Origin of the sequence: Clostridium sp. MSTE9, from assembly GCF_000277625.1 — a bacterium.
GTDB lineage: Bacteria > Bacillota > Clostridia > Oscillospirales > Acutalibacteraceae > Faecalispora > Faecalispora jeddahensis.
In genome coordinates this window covers 18610-39814 of record NZ_AKFU01000009.1, presented here as the reverse complement: position 1 = coordinate 39814, position 21205 = coordinate 18610, and the positions used below count along the sequence as shown (strand labels likewise).

The 21205-nt window shown below is 55.5% G+C and carries 16 protein-coding genes; 11 read left to right on the top strand and 5 right to left on the bottom strand.

The features are described 5' to 3' along the window. Positions 1 to 32: 32 nt before the first annotated feature. The 9 genes from glpK to HMPREF1141_RS01845 all read left to right on the top strand — a co-directional run bounded on the left by glpK (position 33) and on the right by HMPREF1141_RS01845 (position 11496). Positions 33 to 1523 carry a glycerol kinase GlpK gene (gene glpK / locus HMPREF1141_RS01885; protein WP_009060408.1) on the top strand — a complete coding sequence of 497 codons (1491 nt, stop codon included), beginning with the start codon at positions 33 to 35 and terminating at the stop codon, positions 1521 to 1523. Positions 1524 to 1556: 33 nt separating this feature from the next. Then, on the top strand, positions 1557 to 2264 hold the full coding sequence (locus tag HMPREF1141_RS01880; RefSeq protein WP_009060426.1) for an MIP/aquaporin family protein: 708 nt from the start codon (positions 1557 to 1559) through the stop codon (positions 2262 to 2264). 157 nt (positions 2265 to 2421) lie between these two features. Continuing rightward, positions 2422 to 3870, top strand: a complete 1449-nt coding sequence (locus tag HMPREF1141_RS01875) for an NAD(P)/FAD-dependent oxidoreductase (protein WP_009060447.1) — start codon at positions 2422 to 2424, stop codon at positions 3868 to 3870. Beyond that, on the top strand, positions 3867 to 5138 hold the full coding sequence (locus HMPREF1141_RS01870; protein WP_009060398.1) for an NAD(P)/FAD-dependent oxidoreductase: 1272 nt from the start codon (positions 3867 to 3869) through the stop codon (positions 5136 to 5138). The genes HMPREF1141_RS01875 and HMPREF1141_RS01870 overlap by 4 nt, the downstream gene beginning before the upstream one ends. 3 nt (positions 5139 to 5141) lie before the next feature. After that, positions 5142 to 5507, top strand: a complete 366-nt coding sequence (locus tag HMPREF1141_RS01865) for a DUF1667 domain-containing protein (protein ID WP_009060381.1) — start codon at positions 5142 to 5144, stop codon at positions 5505 to 5507. A 168-nt stretch (positions 5508 to 5675) separates the two neighbouring features. Next, positions 5676 to 7154 carry an MATE family efflux transporter gene (locus tag HMPREF1141_RS01860; protein ID WP_009060443.1) on the top strand — a complete coding sequence of 493 codons (1479 nt, stop codon included), beginning with the start codon at positions 5676 to 5678 and terminating at the stop codon, positions 7152 to 7154. A gap of 232 nt (positions 7155 to 7386) precedes the next feature. Further along, positions 7387 to 9537 carry a methyl-accepting chemotaxis protein gene (locus HMPREF1141_RS01855; RefSeq protein WP_009060389.1) on the top strand — a complete coding sequence of 717 codons (2151 nt, stop codon included), beginning with the start codon at positions 7387 to 7389 and terminating at the stop codon, positions 9535 to 9537. Between the two features lie 407 nt (positions 9538 to 9944). Further along, positions 9945 to 10526, top strand: a complete 582-nt coding sequence (locus HMPREF1141_RS01850; protein WP_009060429.1) for a nitroreductase family protein — start codon at positions 9945 to 9947, stop codon at positions 10524 to 10526. Between the two features lie 46 nt (positions 10527 to 10572). After that, positions 10573 to 11496 carry an RluA family pseudouridine synthase gene (locus HMPREF1141_RS01845; RefSeq protein WP_009060396.1) on the top strand — a complete coding sequence of 308 codons (924 nt, stop codon included), beginning with the start codon at positions 10573 to 10575 and terminating at the stop codon, positions 11494 to 11496. Between the two features lie 77 nt (positions 11497 to 11573). Here HMPREF1141_RS01845 and HMPREF1141_RS01840 read toward each other — a convergent pair whose 3' ends face one another. From HMPREF1141_RS01840 to HMPREF1141_RS01830, 3 genes are read right to left on the bottom strand one after another with little or no spacing between them, the layout of a single operon-like run. After that, entirely contained in the window at positions 11574 to 12578 is a 1005-nt protein-coding gene (locus HMPREF1141_RS01840; RefSeq protein WP_009060383.1) for an ATP-binding cassette domain-containing protein, read from the bottom strand. Next, on the bottom strand, positions 12575 to 13276 hold the full coding sequence (locus tag HMPREF1141_RS01835; RefSeq protein WP_009060410.1) for a GTP-binding protein: 702 nt from the start codon (positions 13274 to 13276) through the stop codon (positions 12575 to 12577). Before HMPREF1141_RS01835 ends, HMPREF1141_RS01840 begins: the two co-directional genes overlap by 4 nt. Next, complete coding sequence (locus HMPREF1141_RS01830) at positions 13273 to 14514, bottom strand: ABC transporter substrate-binding protein (RefSeq protein ID WP_035316399.1); 1242 nt, start codon at positions 14512 to 14514, stop codon at positions 13273 to 13275. The genes HMPREF1141_RS01835 and HMPREF1141_RS01830 overlap by 4 nt, the downstream gene beginning before the upstream one ends. 437 nt (positions 14515 to 14951) lie before the next feature. On the opposite strand from HMPREF1141_RS01830, the gene HMPREF1141_RS01825 reads away from it, so the two are divergent. Then, positions 14952 to 15569 (top strand): hypothetical protein, encoded by a 618-nt coding sequence (locus HMPREF1141_RS01825; RefSeq protein ID WP_009060369.1) that lies wholly within the window; start codon positions 14952 to 14954, stop codon positions 15567 to 15569. Between the two features lie 63 nt (positions 15570 to 15632). Here HMPREF1141_RS01825 and HMPREF1141_RS01820 read toward each other — a convergent pair whose 3' ends face one another. After that, positions 15633 to 15986: a hypothetical protein gene (locus tag HMPREF1141_RS01820; protein ID WP_009060424.1), complete on the bottom strand. Its 354-nt coding sequence runs from the start codon at positions 15984 to 15986 to the stop codon at positions 15633 to 15635. 226 nt (positions 15987 to 16212) lie between these two features. After that, on the bottom strand, positions 16213 to 17058 hold the full coding sequence (locus tag HMPREF1141_RS01815) for an Mrp/NBP35 family ATP-binding protein (protein WP_009060394.1): 846 nt from the start codon (positions 17056 to 17058) through the stop codon (positions 16213 to 16215). A gap of 419 nt (positions 17059 to 17477) precedes the next feature. Between HMPREF1141_RS01815 and rpoB the strand changes: the two genes are divergently transcribed. Continuing rightward, entirely contained in the window at positions 17478 to 21200 is a 3723-nt protein-coding gene (gene rpoB, locus HMPREF1141_RS01810) for a DNA-directed RNA polymerase subunit beta (protein WP_035316396.1), read from the top strand. Positions 21201 to 21205 lie beyond the last annotated feature (5 nt).

Here is a 21205-nt window from a genome sequence, read left to right as displayed (position 1 = left end):
ATGGCTGAATCAATAAAAGGAGGAGTTTGTAAATGGGCAAATACTTAATTGCATTGGATCAGGGAACCACCAGCTCGCGCTGCATTATCTTTGATAAGCAGGGCAACATCATCAACGTGGCGCAAAAGGAATTCACTCAGATTTTCCCCCATCCGGGATGGGTGGAGCATGACCCAATGGAAATCTGGTCCAGCCAGCTTGCGGTGCTGACCGAGGCGAAGGCCAGATGCAACGTCGACGTTTCCGACATCGCCGCCATCGGCATTACGAACCAGCGTGAAACAACCATTGTATGGGACCGCCACACCGGTCAGCCGGTTTACAACGCAATCGTATGGCAGTGCCGCCGCACCGCAGAATACTGCGACCAGCTCAAGGCCAAGGGCTTAGAGAAATCAATCAAAGAAAAGACCGGTTTGATTGTGGACGCGTATTTCTCGGGCACAAAGGTGCGCTGGATTCTGGAAAACGTGGAAGGCGCCAGAGAAAGAGCGGAGAAGGGCGATCTGCTGTTCGGAACGGTAGACAGCTGGCTGATCTGGAAGCTCACGAAGGGCAAATGTCATGTAACCGACTATACCAATGCTTCCCGTACGATGCTGTTCAATATACATACTTTGGAATGGGACGACGAAATCCTGAAGGAAATGGGAATCCCGAAGAGCATGCTGCCGGAGGTAAAGCCGTCCAGCTATGTATACGGCAATGTGGACGCAGAGTTCCTTGGCGGAGAAATCCCGATCGCCGGTATCGCGGGCGACCAGCAGGCCGCTTTGTTCGGCCAGTGCTGCTTTGAGTCCGGCCTTGTGAAGAATACGTACGGAACGGGCTGCTTTATCCTGATGAATACCGGAGAAAAAGCGGTGGATTCCAAGAACGGCCTGCTCACTACCATTGCCTGGGGACTCGACGGCAAGGTGGAATATGCCCTGGAGGGCAGCGTGTTCGTAGCCGGCGCGGCGATTCAGTGGCTGCGCGACGGACTGCGGATGATCGACAACGCGGCCTTTACCGAAACCTACGCGAACAAGGTACCGGACAGCGCCGGTGTTTATGTGGTTCCGGCCTTTGTCGGCCTTGGCGCACCTTATTGGGATCAGTATGCAAGGGGCATCATCGTCGGTCTGACCCGCGGCGTGGAGAAAGAGCATTTTGTCCGTGCAACGGTGGAAAGCCTTGCGTATCAAAGCTATGACGTCATGAAAGCGATGGAAGCGGACGCGGGCGTCGTGCTCAAAGAGCTGCACGTAGACGGCGGCGCGTCGGCCAATAACTTCCTCATGCAATTCCAGTCGGATATTCTGGGGATCGACGTGCTGCGGCCGAAGGTCATCGAGAGTACTGCTCTGGGCGCCGTGTATCTGGCCGGCCTTGCGGTAGGGTATTACAAAGACAAAGAGGATATCCGCCAGAATGTGGCTCTTGACAGAACCTTCAGGCCGAAGATGGAGGAATCCACACGGCAGGAGCTGGTAGGCGGCTGGAAAGAGGCCGTGAAACGTTCCTTTGGCTGGGCCAAGTAATTCCCGAAAGCAAATTGCGGAGGAGGATTTGTTATGCAAAACTATTTGTATGAATTTTTGGGCACGGCCCTTCTTGTTCTGTTAGGCGACGCGGTGGTTGCCAACGTCATCCTGAATAAAACCAAAGGCCAGAACTCCGGGTGGGTCGTGATTACGCTCGGGTGGGCCTGCGCGGTACTCATTCCTGCGCTGATCTTCACCGCCAGCGGCGCGGTATTTAATCCCGCTCTGGTGCTGGGTCTTGCCGCGATCGGCAAGCTGGATTGGGCGGTCGTTCCCGGTTACATCCTTGCTGAAATGCTGGGCGGCTTTGTCGGCGCAGTTTTGGTATGGGTGATGTACAAGAATCACTTTGACGATACCGAAGACGGCAATACAAAGCTGGGCGTATTCTGCACCGGCCCTGCAATCCGCAGCTATGGAAACAATTTCATCAGCGAAGTGATCGCCACTTTCGTACTGGTATTTGCAATTCTGGGAATTGCACAGACCCCTGTTGGCGACGTGGCCGCAATGGGAACCTTCGGTGTGGGCGCAATCATTTTCGCCTGCGGCGCCAGCCTCGGCGGCACCACGGGTTATGCGATGAACCCTGCCCGTGACCTTGGCCCCCGTATTGCGCATGCCGTTCTGCCCATCCCCAATAAGAGAGATTCCGACTGGAGCTATGCCTGGATTCCGGTAGTAGGCCCCATTTGCGGCGGTCTTCTGGGCGCCTGGCTGGCAGCGGCAATCTTTTAACCCCTTTGAATTACCACTTGACAATGACCTTACAATGGCATAAACTGAAATTTGCCGAGAATTGAGAGAAAGAGCCGGGCAAACTAGACTCATGTAGAAGTGGGTCTGCTTTGCTTGGCTCTTTTTGCTCAAATCGATACTTTTAGGAGGTTTACAGATGTTTGATGTAGCAATCATCGGCGGTGGGGCGTGCGGCTGTTCGCTGCTGTATGAGCTGAGCCGCTACAAGGTGAACGCGGTGCTTTTGGAAAAGGAAAACGACGTAAGCGTCGGTACTACCAAAGCAAACAGCGCGATCGTGCACGCGGGATACGACCCGGAACCGGGTACCTTGATGGCCCGCTACAACGTGGAGGGCAACCGGATCATCGAGCAGCTTTGCGCGGATCTGGATATTTTATATGATAAAATCGGTTCGCTAGTCCTTGGATTTTCCGAAGAGGACCGCGCGACGGTGGAAGCTCTGTACCGAAGAGGCGTTGAAAACGGAGTGCCGGGATTGCGCATTGTAGAAAAAGAAGAGCTGCACCAGATGGAGCCGGCGCTGAGCGAGAACGCTCTGTTTGCTCTCTGGGCGCCCAGCGCGGCGATTATCAACCCATGGGAGCTGGCGATTGCGCAGGCAGAAGTAGCCGTGCAGGGCGGCGCCAAGGTGATGCTGGATGCGGAAGTGACCGGCATTGAGAAAAACGGAGATGTGTTTACCATCGAGACCTCTCAGGGTCCGGTGCAGGCCCGGTTTGTCGTCAATGCTGCCGGCGTGCATACAGACCGCATCGCGGCGATGGTGGGCGATAACAGCTTTCAGATCATACCGAACCGCGGCGAGTATTTTGTGCTCGATACCACGCAGGGCAAGCTGGTCAGCCGCGTGATCTTCCAGTGTCCTACCAAGGTGGGCAAGGGCGTGCTGGTTTCTCCCACAGTGCACGGCAACCTGATTGTGGGGCCGAACGCGGAAGATGTTTCTGTAGACGATGCCGACACCACGTCCATGGGGTTGCACAATGTGCGGCAGGCGGCGATCAGAAGCGTGCCGAACATCAATTTCCGCGATTCCATTCGCAACTTTGCGGGAGTACGCGCCATTTCCACACAGGATGATTTTATTGTTGGACCGAGTGAGGCGTGCGAGGGCTTTTTCAACATCGCGGGCATCAAGTCCCCGGGGTTGACCTCCTCCCCGGCGATCGCGCGCGACATGGTGCAGATGCTGCACCGCGCCGGTCTGGAGCTTTCGCCGAATCCGGACTTTGTATCAAAACGCCGCATGCTGCGGTTTAAATCCCTCAGCCCGAAAGAGCGCGGCGAAGCCATTCTCCGCAACCCGCTGTACGGCACCATCGTGTGCCGCTGTGAAACCGTAACCGAGGGTGAGATCGTAGACGCGATGCACCGCCCGCTTCCGCCGCGTTCGGTAGACGGCATCAAGCGCCGCTGCACGCCTGGCATGGGCCGCTGCCAGGGCGGCTTCTGCGGGCCGAGAGTACAGGCGATCATCGCCCGCGAGCTGGGAATTCCGGAGAGCCAGGTGCCTCTGGACCGCACGGGGATGCATATCATCCTTGGCCGGACGAAAGAGCAGAAGGAGGCGGGCAAACAGTGAAACAGGAATATGATGTGATTGTCGTTGGCGGCGGCCCGGCCGGTTTGGCGGCGGCGCTTTCCGCACGGCAGAACGGGGCCGAAAGCGTGCTGCTGCTTGAACGCCAGGCAGATCTCGGCGGTATTCTGAACCAGTGTATCCACAACGGCTTTGGGCTGCATTATTTTAAACAGGAGCTCACCGGCCCGGAATATGCCGAACGGTTTATCGACGAATTAAAAAAGAGCGATATTGAGGTGCTGACCGGCACCATGGTGCTGGAGCTCGATTTGAGCGAGCGCCGCACGGTATATGCCATTAACCCGCAGCGCGGGTATCTGGAGCTGCGGGCCAAGGCGATCGTTCTGGCCATGGGCTGCCGCGAGAGAACGCGCGGCGCGATCGGCATTCCCGGCAGCCGCCCGGCAGGCGTATTCACGGCGGGCGCAGCACAGCTGTATATGAATCTGGAGGGCGACCGCGTCGGCAGCCGCGTGGTGATCCTCGGCTCCGGCGACATCGGCCTGATCATGGCCCGCCGCCTGACGCTGGAGGGAGCCAAGGTGCTGGGCGTCTACGAGGTGATGCCGTATTCCGGCGGCTTGATGCGCAATATTGTGCAGTGCCTGAACGATTATGATATTCCGCTGCATTTGTCGCACACCATTACCGAAATCCGCGGCGATAAGCGCGTGGAGCAGGTGGTTGTGCAGAAGGTAGACGAGAACCGCGTCCCGATTCCGGGAACGGAAAAAGTGCTCAACTGCGATACCGTTCTGCTCTCTGTCGGACTGATCCCCGAAAATGAGCTTTCGCGTCAGGCCGGGCTCGAGATCGACCCGCGCACGAACGGCCCGGTGGTGTATGAGAACATGGAAACCAGCACCCCCGGTATCTTTGCATGCGGCAACGTGGCGCATGTGCACGATCTGGTGGATTTCGTCACTGCGGAAAGTCAGCGCGCCGGCAAATCCGCCGCGCTGTGCAGCAAGAGCGGCAGCCCCTCCGAAGAGGGCATGCTGCGCCTGAAAAACGGATTCGGCGTCGGGTATACCGTGCCGCAGAAAATCCGCCCGCAGAGTGTGGAGAAATCCGTAGACGTTTTCTTCCGTGCGAATCAGATTTTCCGCGGCGCACGGATTATGGTAAAAAGCGGGGAAACCCGTATTGCTTCGTATCCCCGCGAGCATATCGCTCCGGGTGAGATGGAGAAAATCACCCTGCCGCTGGCCCTTTTGAAGAAGGCGGAAAACGGCGAGCTTACTGTTTCGATTGAAAAGGAGGAATGACGCATGACAGAGCTGGTTTGCATTGTTTGTCCCAAAGGGTGCCGCCTGCATGTGGATGAGAAGAACGGATATAAGGTAACGGGCAATTCCTGCCCGAGGGGAGAGGTTTACGGCAAAAAGGAGCTGATCGCCCCCACCCGCACCGTCACCTCCACCGTGAAGATCAGGGGTGCTTCCATCGCGCGCGTGCCGGTGAAGACAGACCATGAAATCCCGAAAAAGGATATCTTTGCAGCCATGCGCCTGCTGGACGGCATCACGCTGCAGGCCCCGGTGCATGTGGGCGATATTGTAGTGCCGAATCTTTTGGGGCTCGGCGTGAATTTTGTGGTAACGCGCAGCCTTGCCAAGGTTTCGGACGCAGGGTAAGCGGTTTGGCTGCAAACAACTGAATTCGTTTGTATCGGCAGGCGGCCCCGTTTGGGGTCGTCTGCTTTTGTTATAATTGTATACGAATGTTGTCATAGTGAAAAAAGTACTTATCGAAACGAATGATTTCCGGTATAATGGAGCTATTCCTAATCCCGGGAGGTTGTCATGGCGTCAAAAATTACCCTGTCGGAGGGAAAGATACAGCCGCTTTTGGTGCGGCTTGCGTTTCCTCTTTTGATAGGCAACATTCTGCAGCAGTTTTATAATATCATTTCTTCCATCATCGTGGAGCGCTACCTTGGCGAAACCGCATTCGCGGCCATCGGCATCGCGGGCACGGTGATGAATCTGTTTATTTTCATTTTGGGCGGCTGCTGTACCGGCATCGCCGTCATTATGGCCTCGCTGTATGGCAAGGGGGATCACCCGGCCCTGCGGCAGGCAATTTTTCTGTCGCTGGTGTTCGGCGCATCGTTTACGCTGCTCATCGGCCTTCTGGGCCTGACCTGCACACCCTTTCTGCTCCGGCTGATTCAAACTCCGCCGGCCGTTTCCGCTTTGGCGGTGGAATACCTCAATACGATCTTCCTCGGGCTTCTGGCCTGTTTCTTCTATAACTTTTTTGCGGCGGTGCTGCGGGCGATCGGCAATACCAGCGCTGCGCTGCTGTTTTTGCTCGTCTCGATTGTGATCAGCCTGTTTCTGGCGATCCTGTTTGTGGCGCATCTTGGCCTCGGTGTGCGCGGCGCGGCGCTTGCTACCGTGCTGGCACAGATTCTGTCGGCGCTGCTGTGCCTGCTGTACATCCGCAAAACGCTTCCGTTTCTGCGGGTGGGGCGTGAGGACATGCGCTACGACGGCTCTATGATCGCAAAGATCACCCGGTTTTCTCTCGTGTCGGCGCTGCACCAGTCCAGCCTGTATATCGGCAAGCTCTTGGTACAAGGCGCGGTGAATACCATGGGTCTGGCGGCCATTTCAGCCTACACGGCCACCACCCGCGTAGAAGGAATCGTTCTCGCCGTCGGCGACAGCGGGGCAGAGGCGATTTCTGTCTTTGTGGCGCAGAACACCGGGGCGGGTAAGCGCCCCCGCGCAAGGCAGGGTTTTTTCATCGGCCTGCGCGGTCTGCTGGCAATCGCGGCGCTGCTGTCGCTCATTCTGTTCTTTTCGGCGGAGGCGCTCATGCGCTTTTTTGTTCCCGACGGCAGTGCGCAGACCATTTCCTATGGAACCTCCTATCTTCAAATCCTTTGCTTCTTCTACTTTTTGAGCTATACGGGCAGCGCGTTCGTGGGCTTTTACCGCGGCAGCGGCCTGGTTAACATTCCGCTGATCGGCACGACCCTTCACATTTCGCTGCGCGTGATTTTATCGTATCTGTTTGTTTCCAGCCTGGGAATGGACGCGGTGTCTTACGCAACCGGCGTCGGCTGGATTGTCATCGTGATTTTCCACAGCCTGATGTTTGTGCACCTGAAGAAAAAAGAGGATCTGCTGTCGCCGAGCGGACCGGTTTCCGTAACGGAAGAACCGGCTTCTCCGGTGCCGGAGGCTCCGGCATCTGAGCTGACGCAGGGACCGTTGGATACTTTTTCGGGATCGGAACAAGGGGATGCGGCAGACCCGGAGGAGCCGGCCTGATCAATCCGGCAGAATATTTTTGGCACCTTCACCCGTGGAGTTTTCTCACGGGTTCTTTTTTGCGTAGATGTTTTGCCATAGGCAGCACTAACTATAAAACCGTTTGAAAAAGAGCGGTAAAATCACATTTAAAATACAGAGATGAAATAACCTTTTCCCGTTATTTGTCGATATAAAATATAGAAAGAGCGCTGTCTGGAAGTGTATTTTATCAAAAGGGAGATGTGAATCCATGCCCGGAAAAAAAGAGAAAAATGCTTCACAGGAAAAATCGTATTTAAAAGCGGTGCCGCTCACCCGCCGTCTGACATTCCGCATTCCCGCAAGACTTCTTTTGATGACTGCTGTTGTCATCTCGATCATGGTGGTTGTTCTTGGAACGCAGACGATTTCGATGGTGCAGGATATGACAAGAGTTGAAATATCCACACTGGCAAAAAACAACGCGGCGCTTTCCTCCGACTACCTGAACACCATGCAGGCCCGTGCGCAGGCTTTGGCCAGTTCCCTTACCGACATGAACGACGCCTCCATTCAGATGGAGCATAAGGTCGATCTTACAAAAAAGATGATGGAAAGCGTGCTGGAGGATGACCGCATCTTTTCCGTTTATACCGCATGGGAGCCGAATGCGTTCATTCCGGATACGCCGAACGGCCAGTCGTATTACTATTACCGCAACGGCAGCAGCATCCTGCTGGATGAACTGAATGATTACAGCACCTACGGCGACAGCGACTATTACGCGCCCGCAAAAACCAATCAGAAACCCCATATGACGGAGCCGTATTCTTACGACCTGAGCAACGGGAAGCGGGTATGGCTCATTACGATCAGCAATCCGATCCTTTCCTCCTCCGGGGAGTTTCTGGGGGTTGCCAACTGCGATATTGTGGTGGATACCATCAACAGCCTGTCGTTCGAGATGGGGGAATACAGCGAGGCTTACACCTATCTGCTCTCCAGCAAAGGCGTGTATCTGGCCAACTCGAAGGACCCGTCGCTGATGGGTACCGAGCTTGCCTCCGGTGGGATCAATGACGAAATCCTCTCCGTTACAAAACAGGGGCAACAGCAGCAGTGGGAAGAGAAGGATTCCCTTTTCGGCAAAGAGTGTTATATCGTACATATCCCGGTTACCATTTCGGGCATAGATACGCCGCTTTCCAGTGCATTTGTCGTGACGAAGGACGATGCCCTGCGGGAGGTATATTGGATCCTTGCGCTGCTGATCGGAATCGGTGTTCTCGGCATCATCGGCATCGGCATCGGGATTGTGATTACGCTCCGCCGGGCGCTGCGGCCGATCGGCACGATCATTTCCGCGGCGGAACATATGGAGCAGGGCAACCTGCATGTGGACTATCATGTGAATTCCTCCAATGAGCTTGGGTATTTGAGCGAGGTATTCCAGCGCACGGCGTTTGTGCTGCAGGGATATATTCAGGAGATTTCCGCGCTGCTGACCAGGCTGGCCGAGGGGGATATGCGCATCTCTGTTGAACAGGAGTATGTCGGCGATTTCGCGCCGATCCGCGGGGCGCTGGAGCGCATTTCGGAATCACTCAACAGCACTTTGAGTCGGATCGGGCTCGCGGCAGACCAGGTAGGGGCCGGTGCGTCGCAGGTTTCAGACGCGGCACAGGCGCTGGCGTCCGGCGCTACGGAGCAGGCCGCAACCGTGGAACAGCTTTCCGCCTCCGTCGTCAAAATTTCGGAGCAGGCCGAAGAGAACAGGAAGAACGTTGAAGGCGCCTCTCGGCTGGTCGATGAGGCCAACCAGAGCTTTGATCTGGGGATTTCCTACATGAAGCGTCTTGAGGAATCCATGCGGGGGATCGACGACGCTTCGTTGCAGATCAGTACGATTACGAAGGTGATTGAAGATATTGCGTCCCAGACCAATATTCTGGCGCTGAACGCCGCCATTGAAGCGGCGAGGGCCGGTGCGGCGGGCAAGGGCTTTGCCGTGGTGGCCGACGAGGTGCGTGTGCTGGCCGCAAAATCCTCAGAGGCAGTCAAGCAGACTGAGCTGCTGATTCAAAAATCGGCTGAAATGGTGGCGGAGGGAACGAAAATTACCGACGATACCGCCGCGATTCTGAAAGAGATCGTTGAGAATGCCGGGAAGATCGGGAAAATCACAAACGAGATTGCCAGCGCTTCGGAGGAGCAGACCTCTGCGATCGAACAGGTATCGACAGGACTTTCGCAGGTGTCTGCGGTGGTTCAGACGAACGCCGCCACAGCGGAGGAGAGCTCGGCCTCCAGTCAGGAGCTGTCCGCTCAGGCCGAAACGCTGCGCAGTGAAATCGGCGGCTTCCGGCTTCGGGAAGAGCATCCCTCCGAAAGCATTATCAAAGAAGAGGAAATTCATTTGTAAGCGTTCTTCGCTTCTGCGTGTATTTATTGAAATGGTAACAGCGGCAGAAAGCCGGAGCCGGGTGAAAAATTTCACTCGGCTCCGGCTTTCTTTTGATGGGAATCACAGGTGCTCCAATCAAATATTGGGGTTTTAGCGTCAGTGCGCTTTTCGCCGTATACTATGTAGAGGAAAGCGCTGTTCAAAATAAAAATAATTTTTATTTTAGGGGCTTTTTGAACAGCACTACCAGGCGAAAAATCTGCTGTGGGCTTACTGTGAGCGGGGGACTTGCCTTCCGGGAAGAGCTTGTTAAGAGAAATACAGGTGTTCTACTTTTATCGACAAGATTTACGATCTGCGTTATAATAAAATGAAACTAAGAGCAGCACGGCCGTGCCGTTTGCCGTGCGGGAGGGGCAGTCCATATGAATCCGGTGATGGAGAACATTCTTACCAGACGCAGTATCCGGTCTTATGAGGAGCGGCAGATTCCGGCGGAAAGCCTGGATCAGATCCTTCTCGCCGGCACCTACGCGCCGTCGGGCAGAAGCCTGCAAACCTGGAAGTTTACCGCCGTACAGAACCCGCAGGTGCTGGCGCGCATCAATGCCGCACTGCGCGAGGCCCTGCGCACGGTTTCGGTCGGGCCCGATACCCACCCGTATGTGGCCCGCCTGAAACCAAAGGCGGAACGGGAGGATTCGGAATTTCTGTTTCACGCCCCTACTTATGTCATTGTTTCGAACGACCGCCAAAATGTCAATGCCCTTGCCGATTCCGCCGTGGCGATGGAGAATATGATGCTGGCGGCCCATTCCTTCGGAATCGGCTCCTGCTGGCTGAATCATCTGCCCGGCCTGACACACCATCCTGTGATCCTCAGTTTAATGGCAGAACTGGATATTCCGGATCATCACGATATTTATGGAACCCTTGCGCTTGGCTGGCCGAAAAAGTCTTCCCCGGCCGCCGGCCCGCGCAAGGATGCAATTCACATCATCCGTTGACCGGGCGGTTATCATTGCCGCCCATTTTAGAAAGAAAGGGGACCCCATGATAAAAAAAGAAAAGTCCCGAGGGAAGAATCCGCATGCACCGGTGGTTTTGCTGGTGAATGAGCCTGGGATTCTGATTGATTTTCTGCGCGATAATCTACGGGGAAAATCGCGAAACAACATTAAATCGTTGCTGGCCCGCGGCGCAGTGCTGGTAGAGGGCCGTGTAGCGACCCGCCATGATTACCCCCTGCGTGCGGGGCAGTCCGTACAGGTTCGCTGGGCGCCGCAGGCTCCGGCCGCCGGAGGCCGCGCGCTGGAGATTCTGTATGAGGACGACGAGCTTTTGGTCATCAATAAGCCTGCCGGCCTGCTGTCGATCGCCAATGAGAAGGAAAAGGAGCGCACCGCGTATCATCAGATGACAGAGCACGTGCGCCAGAGCGACCCGGACGCACGGATCTTCATTGTGCACCGGCTCGACAGAGATACCTCCGGCGTGCTGCTGGCCGCCAAAACCGCAGAGATGAAATACGCTTTGCAGGATCAGTGGGGAACGCTCGTTAAAACCAGAGCGTATACCGCTGTGGTGGAGGGGTGTCCGCAGCCGCTGAGCGGACGGATTCATACCTGGCTGTATGAAACAAAAAACACGATGGTCTATTCCGGCGAGCAGGGCGACGACGGCCTGGAAGCCATTACAGACTATAAGGTGATCGGTATCTCTCCGGAGTATTCGCTGGTGGACATTCGCCTGCAGAGCGGCCGGAAGAATCAGATTCGCGTACACATGACAGAAAAGGGCTGCCCCGTTGTGGGGGACAAAAAGTACGGGGCGAAAAGCAATCCCCTTAAACGGCTTGGCCTGCATGCCGGAGTTCTGGAACTGCGCCACCCCGAAACCGGAAAGCTCCTGCGGTTTGAGGCAAAGGTGCCCGCCGTGTTTTTATCGATCTCGTTCCAGCGTACCAATATAAAGTAAAGAAAACGCTTTGTTTTTCTTAGAATACAGCAAAAAGCGCGCGGATTTTTCCGCGCGCTTTTTGCATTGATAACGAGTTATTTCAAATCTTCCACAGAAAGCGTCTGGCCGTCCCGCAGCTTGTGGCGGGCGCCCTGAATCACCGCGTCCATCCGCTCCAGCTCTTCCAGAAGCTGGCGCTCCTGCTCGCTGGTCGAAAGCACTCTGTGGATTCCGCCGTTGCGGATCACGATCCGCCGGTCGGCGATCAGCGCGAGGAGCGGGTCGTGGGTGGCCATCAGCACGATTTTATCCTCCGCCACCAGCAGCTTCAGCGCTTTCTTGCGGTCGATGCCCGCGTTTTCGATCTCGTCGATCAGAACGATCGGCGAGGTGCTCAAAATGGCGGTGTCGGCGATCATCAATGCACGGGACTGTCCGCCGCTCAGGCTGGTGACGGGGGTATCCATGCGGAACTGCTCCCCGGCAAGATGGTTTGCTTCCTCAATAATCCGGGCGATCACCGTATCGGCGTTGTCGCACAGGCGGCTCTGGGCATGCAGCTCCAGAAACTCCTGCACCGTCAGGTCCATGACAAAGTTCATATTCTGCGAAAGCTGGGCCACGAGCTTATTGCCGGAGGAAAACCGCCATTTGTTGTCCGGCTTTTCTTCGTTGATGAGAATGCTGCGCCCGGTTGGGGTATCGCCCTGCGCAACCCATTCAATGTCCGCCAGCAGGCGGCTTTTGCCGGAGCCGGTCGGCCCCACGATCGAAATGATCTGTGAGCTGCTGACCGTCAGGCTCTCAAAGCCTTCCGGTACGCCGGTTTTGTCGTGCCCCGGCAGAATCGTCAGAGAGTGGACAAGCGAAGAAGTGTCCAGCCCCAGAAAATCATTCATCTGCTGAATGAACACCGGCAGATCGGCCAGCAGGCGTTCCTTGTCGATCGCCAGGTCCTCCAGCTCGATGGGGGAAAAGTGCTCTAAAAACAGGGGAAAGGTCATCGATTCGTATCCGGTCACATCCAGCTTGTTCAGCGTAAAGTAATCGGATACAAACGGGTATTCCGTCAAAATCTGTGCTATGGTTTTCTCATTCATGCCGGGTCCTCCCCCAAATCCATTTTCTTGACGTTCCCCAGCTGGTAATTCTCACCGATTCTTGTTTCACCCAGGCAATACGAACACAGGGCCGCCGGCATGGGGAAGCGCAGCTGCACGCCCTGTACCGAATCGACGCGTTTGGATTCATCATATACAAGCGTTCCCAGCTCGTAGGCGCCCTGACCGGTCAGGCCGTTGACGTGCATCACGACGGCGCGGGGATTGACCGAGCTGACGCGGGAGGCAAACACCTCGCGCTCTGCCTGCGACACAATGTCGCCCTTGGTGATGACGACAACATCGGCAGATTTGAGCAGCGGGCCGATCTTTTTCGGGGTGTTGATGCCCGAAAGGTTGTCGATCACACAGATGCCCTTGATGTCCTTCAGGTAAGGGGAGCAGCGGTTGCACAGTCCGGCGGATTCGCTGATGAGCAGATCGAGGCCGATGCGGTTGCCCCACCGCACGATTTCCTCAATGTTTGAGGCGAAAAAGTGGTCGGGACAAAGCGCGCCGGAAAGACCTTTTTTGACGGGAACGCCTGCCTTTTCATAGGCGACGTTATCGTCGGTATACAGGCAGTCGAACTTCACGACGCCCACCTTGATGCCGCGGTTTTGAAGCGCGGCGATGGTTTTCAGAATCACAGAGGTTTTGCCCGACGAGGGAGGGCCGGAAAAAATCGTGAGGTTCATAACTGCTCCCTTCCGGCGGCAGCGAAAAAGTCACGTTCTGTTTCGCGGATCAGCGCGCCGATATCATTCTCGTGAATGTAATCCCAGCCCAGCCACAAAAAGTGCTGGTCGGGGCGCAGGCCGTTGTCCACCAGCGGATTGGTCGAGGGGAATTTGCCGTTCAGTGACATCAGCTCGCCCACCTCTTTGGAGAACAGGAAATCCACAAACGGCTTGACCTTCTCCTTGGCGCTGGCCTTTGTCAGCAGAAAAATGGGGCTGATGATCGCGCCCTCTTTGGGCCAGACCGGTACGAGCGGGCTTTTTGCGTCGAGCATCTGCGTGAAAAAGTATGGAGTGATCGAGATGGCCGGGGCCTGCTGCTGGCGTCCCGCTTTGACCATCTGCGCCGGGTGCATGCCGCTGAGCAGGTTGCGTCCGAGTTTTTCAATGCCCTCTTTGCCGTAGAAGCGGCGGATGTGCAGAGTCAGTGCGTTGAACATATCCAGATCGCGCACCGGCAGAGAAATGCTGTTCTCGAATTCGGGGCTCAGCAGATCCTCCCATCCGGACGGGAACGGGCGGTCGCCCAGTACGGCGGTGTTCACCATAAACACGCAGGCCACCACGCCGATGATCGTGTACTGCCCGAGCGGGTCTCTTAAATTGATGCGTTCGTTTTCAAAATCGGGATTCAGATGAGCAAGGCCTGAAATATCCTCGAATACGCCCGCTTCGCGGTAGCGGCCCATCAGCTGGCGGTCAAAGAACAGGTCAAAGCCTGCGGAAAGGTACAGGTCCGAAAGCTTTTCTGCGTCTCCGTTTGCGGCGAGCACGCGCTCCTTTGCGGTATCGAGCCCCATGCTGGCAGCTTTCAAGTCGTAATCGGTGCGTGCGGCCAGCTCGCTGTTTTCTTTCAGCCAGGCTTCCAGCCGTTCCAGCAGTGGAATGCGGATGGGGCAGGGCAGAACGCCCTCTACATGGATTTCCGCGCCGCTGTTCCGCTTCATTGCGGAAAGTCCGGTGCCAGCGGCATACTGACCCTGCTCGATCGTATCCACGAGTTTCTGCTCAAACAGCTCTGGGTTGATTTTTCTGCTTTTGAGAGCGGTTTCGAGCGAAATGGTTCTGCCCATGGTCTTACGCATCAGGTCGTTGCTCAGCTGCTCAAATCCTTGAGAGATCAGCAGTTCTTTTGCCTCCGGGTATTTCTCTGTAATATCGTAAACAGTGTCGGTGAGTTTAAAATAGTTGTTCATATTCATTCCGTCCTTTCCGTTCGGTCACTTTGGCGGATTTTTTTCTTGATGGTGCTAGTATACCAAAAAGAGAGGCGTTTGTACGTTGTAAAAGCAACGGAAATCGATGAGAAATTATTTTAAAAATAATTTGCATTTTGTATTGTCGTGCGACTGCAGAGCGGCATTTCGAAAAGCTCAACCGCATACAACAAGAGTGTTTCTTCCCCTGCTGCGTTTATCGTTTGTTCTGCGCAATTTTCAACAATTTTATATTTTTGCGAGTCGAAAAAACAATATTGTGAATTTTTTAGCGTTGACAGTCCCGGTTCATGGCGATATAATACGGGGAATATCAGTCGTTAAACTGTTTGGCAGTCAGGCGGGTTCGCGCAGGCGTTGTCCGCATATTATGAAAATGAGCGCGAAAGCAGGCGAGTTTCAGTGGAGGTGTCGCTATGGTAGTCCATGAATTGCCGTTCCCCGCGGTGTGGGAAAACGGCGTGCAGGCCGGGTACGGCGGGAACCAGGAATGGTTTTCGCAGGTGTTTCAGCGCACGGCGGGCTGCGCCAGCGTCACAGGCGCGAACCTGGCGGCATATTACGCGTCCCGGACTGCCGAGAGCCGCGGTCTGTATTCCGGGGATACGGAGCGGTTTTCCAAATCGGAATATCTGCGGGTTATGGAAGAGGTGTACCGATACATGACGCCGGGGCCGATGGGGTTTCCGGTAGCGGGGCGGTTTGTACAGAAGTTTTTGCAGTTTGCAGGGGAGCACGGAAGTACCTTTCGGGCGCACACGATGTTCCACCGCTGCGGCTGTGAGGAGCGGATGACATTTCTCAAAGAGGCGATCACCAAGGGAAACCCGGTGGCGTTTCTGGTTCTGAGGCACCGCGCGCCGGAGATGAGGGAAAACAACTGGCATTGGGTTACCATCACCGGCTGGATCGAGGATGCCGGCGGCGAGCAGGTGATCGTATCGAACTGCGGCGAACGCGAGGTGTACCAGGCCGAAATGCTGCTAGAGAACCACCGCGGGAATGTTTTGCGGATGGTATGGTTTTCTCGCTGATGATAGACAGAAAAATCTCCTTCCCCTTTTCAGGGGAAGGAGATTTTTTGTGATAGGGATTCTTTATTCATTATCCGATTTTCTTTTTCCATCCACCCAATCGCGGATGAAGTCCCGTGGGACAATACTCTCGATCAGTGCGCCCAGTAAAACGGTATCTGTAAAAACAACCATTCCATATACACGCTGATCGACCCAGTAATAATATAAGGCGTAAAATGCGAAAAACAGGGCGAGGATCAACACCAGACTGGCCACGGTCTGGATGATGCTTCCGCGCGTAACCTTGGTGCGGGGCTTCGGTTCAAATTCCGTGTCGGGGCTGCGTCCCGGCACAAGCGCCTGCTGGATGAAAATGGCCAGAATGACAAACAGATACAGCATCCAGTCCAGCCAGGTCAGGTTTCCATAATCCATCGACCCCGCTGGGGCGAAAATACAGGTAACCATGAAAAGCAAGAAAAAGCAAAGCGATGAAAACGGGGCTGACCAGATACCTCGAGATCCACGTGCTGAATTTGTAATCGGCAGAATCCTGTCCGCTGTTATCCATGCGGTACGCACCTCCTTTTCAACATTTTAACAATAGAATATAAGTCAGTGCGCGGGCGCATCCGGAGCTGCGGGCTTTGGTACCGCACCCCTATTGTTTTACGGGCTTTTCCCACTTGGCAATCAGGTCGGCTGTCGATTCCAGCGCGGCGGCGGGGTAGCCTTCGATGCTGCCGCTGTCGCAGGCCGCGGCCAGAGCAGGATCGATCGGCAGTTTGACCAAAACATTCAGATTGTGCTGCTGCGCGATTTCTTCCACGTGGCTTTCGCCGAACACCGCGATTTTCTTGCCGCAGTCGGGACACTCCACATAGGACAGGTTTTCGATCAGGCCCAGAATGGGAACGTTCATCATCTCCGCCATCTTTACCGCTTTCGAAACGATCATCGAAACCAGCTCCTGCGGCGAGGTGACCAAAATGATTCCGTCCAGCGGGATCGACTGGAACGTGGTCAGTGCCACGTCACCGGTTCCGGGCGGCATATCGAGGAACAAAACGTCCACATCTCCCCAGATGACGTCCTTCCAGAACTGCTTGACAACGCCCCCGACGATCGGGCCGCGCCACAGCACGGGGTCGGTCGGGTTATCCAGCAGCAGGTTGACGGAAATCAGCTTGATCCCCGTTTCGCTTAAAACGGGAAGAATGCCGTTTTTGTCCGCCAGCGCTTTTTCCGTGATGCCGAACAGCTTGGGGATTGAGGGGCCGGTAATGTCTGCGTCCAGTACGCCGCTGACCAGACCCATCCGGTTCGCGAGTACCGCCAGCATTGCCGTTACCGAAGATTTGCCCACGCCGCCCTTGCCGCTGACAACGCCGATCACCTTTTTGATCCGGCTCAGGCGGTGGGGGGCTTCCAGCAGGCTGGATGGTTCGGTGCGGCTGGAACAGTTGGCGCTGCAGCTGCCGCAGGAATGGTTGCAGGTTTCGCTCATAGCTTTTACTCCTTTGTCCGTTTCGCTTTATTCCTGTACAGTATACTCTGTTTTGGTCGAAAGTCAACCGCGCCGCCGGGGGAGCGCGGGCAATAAAAAAATCCCTTTCGCAGCGCGAAAAGGATTTGACAGCAGCTTTTGATTTGAATAAAGTACTAGAATATGATTAATTGAGCAGAAATATTCCAATTATCTTTAAGGATATACTTGACAATCACAATATATTGTAATAAAATAGTATACTGCATCATCATGGAAACGTATACTTTTTTCCTTAACTTTAGGTCTATTCTAACATGCTTTTTGGAAAAAGGCAAGAGCATCTTTTAAAATTTTACCGAAGCGGTGGTGTGCGCCGGCAGTTAAAGTTTGTTTATCCGACAAAGATGGTGAAATATATGAATGGAGTGATTGAGCCAATGGTGAATGTCAAACCGGTACAACTAGGCAAGAATACTCGCATGAGCTTCTCCCGGATTGATGAAGTCCTGGACATGCCGAACTTGATCGAGGTGCAAAAGAATTCCTACCAGTGGTTTTTGGAAGAGGGCCTGAAAGAGGTTTTCCGCGATGTTTCCGGCATCACGGATTATACCGGAAATCTGGTACTCGATTTTGTAAACTATAAACTGGATGACAAGCCTAACTACAGCGTAGAGGAATGTAAGGAACGCGATACTACCTACGCTTCGGCTCTTCGGGTAACGGCCCGCCTGCTGAATAAGGAAACCGGCGAGATCAAGGAATCCGAGGTTTTCATGGGCGACTTTCCGCTGATGACAGACAGCGGTACTTTTGTAATTAACGGTGCGGAGCGCGTCATCGTATCTCAGCTCGTGCGTTCTCCCGGCGTTTACTATAAAATGGATTACGACAAAACCGGTAAAGAGCTGTTCAGCTCTACGGTAATCCCGAATCGCGGCGCCTGGCTGGAATATGAAAACGATGCGAACGACGTGTTCTATGTGCGTATCGATAAGAACCGTAAAATCCCGATCACGGTGTTTATCCGTGCGCTCGGTCTTTCCACCGACGAGGAAATCCGCGAGTACTTTGGCGAGGATGACCGCATTCTGGCCACCATTGAGAAAGACCCCTGCAAAAACACAGAAGAGGCCCTGTTTGAGGTATACCGCAAGCTGCGCCCCAGCGAGCCGCCCACGATCGAAAGCGCGCAGGCGCATATCAACGGGCTGTTCTTTGACGCGAGACGCTACGATCTTTCCCGTGTGGGCCGCTATAAATATAATAAGAAGCTGAATCTGGCCGGCAGAATCACCGACCAGCAGCTGTCGCGCCCGATTGTCAACCCGCTGACCGGTGAGCTGATGGCCGAGGCCGGCGAGGTGCTCTCTCACGATAAGGCGATGCAAATTGACAACGCCGGTGTGTCTACTGCCTATGTGCAGCAGGGCGAGCGCGAGATCAAGGTGATTTCCAACGGCATGGTCAACGCGAGCGACTTTGTTCCGTTCGACGTGAAGAAGGAATGCGGCATCAACGAGCGCGTCCGCTTCAGCGTTCTGGTAGAGATTCTGGAAAGCTGCGAGGGCGAGGAAGAGCTCAAGGAAGTTCTGCGCGCCCGCGCTGACGAGCTGGTACCGAAGCACATTATCATCGACGATATTTTCTCGTCTATCAACTATATGAACTGCCTGGCGATGGGCCTCGGCCACACCGACGATATCGACCATCTGGGCAACCGCCGCATCCGTTCTGTCGGTGAGCTGCTGCAGAACCAGTTTCGCATCGGCTTCTCCCGTCTGGAGCGCGTCATCCGCGAGAGAATGACCCTGCAGGCGCAGGATCTCGAGATCCTGACGCCCCATTCGCTCATTAATATCCGTCCTGTTGTGGCGGCGATCAAGGAATTCTTCGGTTCCTCCCCGCTGTCGCAGTTCATGGATCAGAATAACCCGCTCGCAGAGCTCACGCATAAGCGCCGTCTGTCCTCTCTCGGCCCCGGCGGTTTGTCCCGTGACCGCGCCGGATTCGAAGTCCGCGACGTTCACTACAGCCACTACGGCCGCATGTGCCCAATTGAAACGCCTGAAGGTCCGAACATCGGTCTGATTTCGTACCTGGCTACCTTTGCGCGCATCAACGAGTACGGCTTTATTGAGGCGCCGTTCCGCCGCGTGAATAAGGCGACCGGCTGCGTTACGGAGGAAGTCGAGTATATGACCGCCGACGTAGAGGATGATTACATTGTGGCGCAGGCCAACGAGCCGCTGGATGACGAAGGTCACTTTGTACATCCGAAGATCAACGGCCGTTACCGCGACGAGTTTGTGCAGGTGGAAAGCGCCCGCGCGGACTTCATGGACGTTTCGCCCCGCATGGTGGTTTCCGTCGCGACCGCGATGATCCCGTTCCTCGAGAACGACGACGCCAACCGCGCCCTGATGGGTTCGAACATGCAGCGGCAGGCGGTTCCGCTGCTGAAAACCGAAAGCCCCATCGTCGGCACCGGCATGGAATACAAGGCCGGTGTAGACTCCGGTGTCTGCCTGCTTGCAAAGCGCGCCGGTGTGGTGCGCAGCGTCAGCGCCGATGAAATCCGCATTACCGCGGACAACGGCGAGGTGGATACCTACCGCGTTACCAAGTTTATGCGTTCCAACCAGGGTACCTGTATCAATCAGGTTCCGGTGGTGGACCGCGGCCAGCAGGTGGAGGCCGGCGAAGTTATCGCCGACGGCCCTGCGACCAGCAACGGCGAAATCAGCCTGGGTAAAAACGCCCTGATCGGCTTTATGACCTGGGAAGGCTACAACTACGAGGACGCCGTTCTCATCAATGAAAAGATTGTTCGTGACGACGTTTATACGTCCATTCATATTGAAGAATACGAGATCGAAGCCCGTGATACGAAGCTCGGGCCGGAGGAGATCACCCGCGACATCCCGAACGTCAACGAGGATCTGCTCAGCGACCTGAACGAAAACGGCATTATCCGCGTCGGCGCGGAGGTTCGTGCCGGCGATATCCTGGTCGGTAAGGTAACGCCCAAGGGCGAAACCGAGCTGACGGCGGAAGAACGCCTGCTGCGCGCCATCTTCGGCGAAAAGGCCCGCGAGGTGCGCGACACCTCTCTGCGTGTGCCCCACGGCGAATACGGCATCGTGGTAGACGTCAAGGTGTTTACCCGCGAAAACAGCCACGACGAGCTGAGCCCCGGCGTCAACAAGGTGGTTCGCTGCTATATTGCCCAGAAGAGAAAAATCTCGGTCGGCGATAAGATGGCGGGCCGTCACGGAAACAAGGGTGTTGTGTCCCGCATTCTGCCGGAAGAGGATATGCCCTTCCTGCCCGACGGGCGCCCGCTCGATATCGTGCTGAACCCCCTGGGAGTTCCGTCCCGTATGAACATCGGCCAGGTGCTCGAGGTTCATCTGGGCCGCGCAGCCAAGGCGCTCGGCTGGAAGATCATGACCCCCGTATTCGACGGTGCGCATGAAGACGACATTCGTGCCTGCCTGAACGAAGCCGGCATGAGAGAAGACGGCAAGGTAGAGCTCAGAGACGGCCGCACCGGCGAGCTGTTCGACAACCCCGTCACCGTCGGCTATATGTACTACCTTAAGCTCCATCACCTGGTTGATGATAAGATCCATGCCCGTTCCACCGGCCCGTACTCGCTCGTTACCCAGCAGCCGCTGGGCGGCAAGGCGCAGTTCGGCGGCCAGCGCTTCGGAGAGATGGAGGTTTGGGCGCTCGAGGCTTACGGCGCCGCTTATACCCTGCAGGAAATCCTGACCGTCAAGTCCGACGACGTGGTCGGCCGTGTCAAGACGTACGAGGCCATCGTCAAGGGCCAGAACATTCCGAAGCCCGGCGTGCCGGAGTCCTTCAAGGTTCTGATCAAGGAGCTGCAGTCGCTGGCTCTGGACGTAAAGGTGCTTGACTCCAACAATGAAGAGGTCGACCTCCAGGTAAATTACGACGACGATGTCGGATTTACTCCGTCCAGCGATGCGTTTGATGAGCCGACTGTTGCCACACAGGATAATTTTGACGGATACACGATGGAAGATCCCGACCTGGACGATTCCTTTGAGGAGGAGCCGGATCTGTTCTCGGACGAAGAAGATGAGGAGGATCCCTTCGACAGCGATTCTAACAGCGAAGATATGGAATAACAGGG